Source organism: Dapis brunnea BLCC-M229, assembly GCF_050015995.1.
In the GTDB taxonomy this organism is placed as follows: domain Bacteria; phylum Cyanobacteriota; class Cyanobacteriia; order Cyanobacteriales; family Microcoleaceae; genus Trichodesmium.
In genome coordinates, this window is the sequence record NZ_JBNHEP010000293.1 from 5,353 (window position 1) to 7,062 (window position 1,710).

Consider the following 1,710-nt stretch of genomic DNA (forward strand, 5'->3'; position numbering starts at 1 on the left):
AACTACACAATCACAGATAGTGATGGAGATACCAGCAGTGCTATAGTAGACATTACAGTAGAATCAGGTCCAGAGCCAAACCAACCCCCCGTTGCCAACAATGACAACAGCACAACATTTATTAACCAACCAGTCACATTCAACATTACAGAAAACGACAACGACATAGACGGCACCATCGACCCCAGCACCATCGACCTCGACCCAAGCACCCCAGTCAACCAAAAAACATTAACACTACCAACTCAAGGAACATTAACCGTAGATGATGACGGAAACGCCACCTTCACCCCCATTGATGGATTTGTCGGAGAAGTAACCATCCCCTACACAGTAGCAGACAACGACGGCGAAACCTCCAACCAAGCAAATATCACCATCGAAGTCGTCAACATCCCCCCTGTAGCCAACAACGACAGCGCCAGCACTGAACCGGGACAACCAGTCACATTCAACATTACAGAAAACGACAATGATACCGATGGCACCATCGACCCCAGCACCATAGACATTGACACAACCACACAAGGAAACCAAAAAACATTAACACTACCAACTCAAGGCACATTTACCGTAGATAATAACGGAAACCTCACCTTCACACCCATTGATGGATTTGTCGGAGAAGTAACCATCCCCTACACAGTAGCAGACAATAATGGCAGCACATCAGAAATAGCCAATATCAACGTTTCTATTAGCACAGAACTACCATTTGCCACCGATGACAACGCCAGTACCACAGTTGATACACCAGTTAGTTTCAACCTGACTGAAAATGACATACCTGATGAAGGAACTCAGATAGACCCAGCAACTATCGACCTCGACCCCAACACCCCTGAAGCCGAAAAAACACTCACACTAGACCAAGGAAACTTTACAGTAGATGAGAATGGAGAAATAACTTTTACTCCCGCACCAGGGTTTGTCGGAGTTGTCACCATTCCTTACACCGTAGAAGATACAACAGGAAACCTGACTAACCAAGGCAATATTACCGTAGAAGTCATAGACAACCCTCCAATTGCCACAGACGACAATGACAGTACCCCAGTCAACCAAGCAGTAACATTCAATATTAGTAACAACGATATTGACTCAGAAGGAATTGTAGACCCCTCTACCATAGACTTAAACCCCAGCACCCCTGATATCGACCAAACATTCACAATTCCCACTCAAGGTAGTTTCAATGTAGATAACAATGGTGATGTCACCTTCACACCCGAAACCGACTTTGTCGGAGAAGTGAGCATACCCTACACAATAGCAGACGAAAATAACAATACATCAAATCCAGCCAATATCACAGTTACAGTCACCAACTTACCACCTATAGCTACAGACAACAGTGAAAGTACACAACTTGGGCAACCAGTCACCTTCAACATTACAGATAATGACACTGACCCCGACAGTACAATAGACCTAACCACAGTAGACATAGACCCCAATACACCAGAACGAGACACCAGTCTAACGATACCAGGAGAAGGCACTTATACAGTAGATGATGCCGGAAATATTACTTTTACCCCAGAAGCCGAATTTACTGGGACAACCACTCCCATTACATATACTATTCAAGATAACTTAGGAGCAGTATCCAACCAGGCTAATATTACTGTTGATGTCACACCAACCCTACCAGAAAACCAACCCCCCGTTGCCAACAATGACAACAGCACAACATTTATTAACCAACCA

Annotated in this window: 1 protein-coding gene; it reads left to right on the forward strand. The window is 44.6% G+C overall.

Annotation, left to right across the window (positions count from 1 at the left end; all coding sequences use genetic code 11):
- On the forward strand, positions 1-1,710 hold a 1,710-nt coding region (locus ACP6PM_RS33630), incomplete at both ends, for an Ig-like domain-containing protein (RefSeq protein ID WP_426591194.1).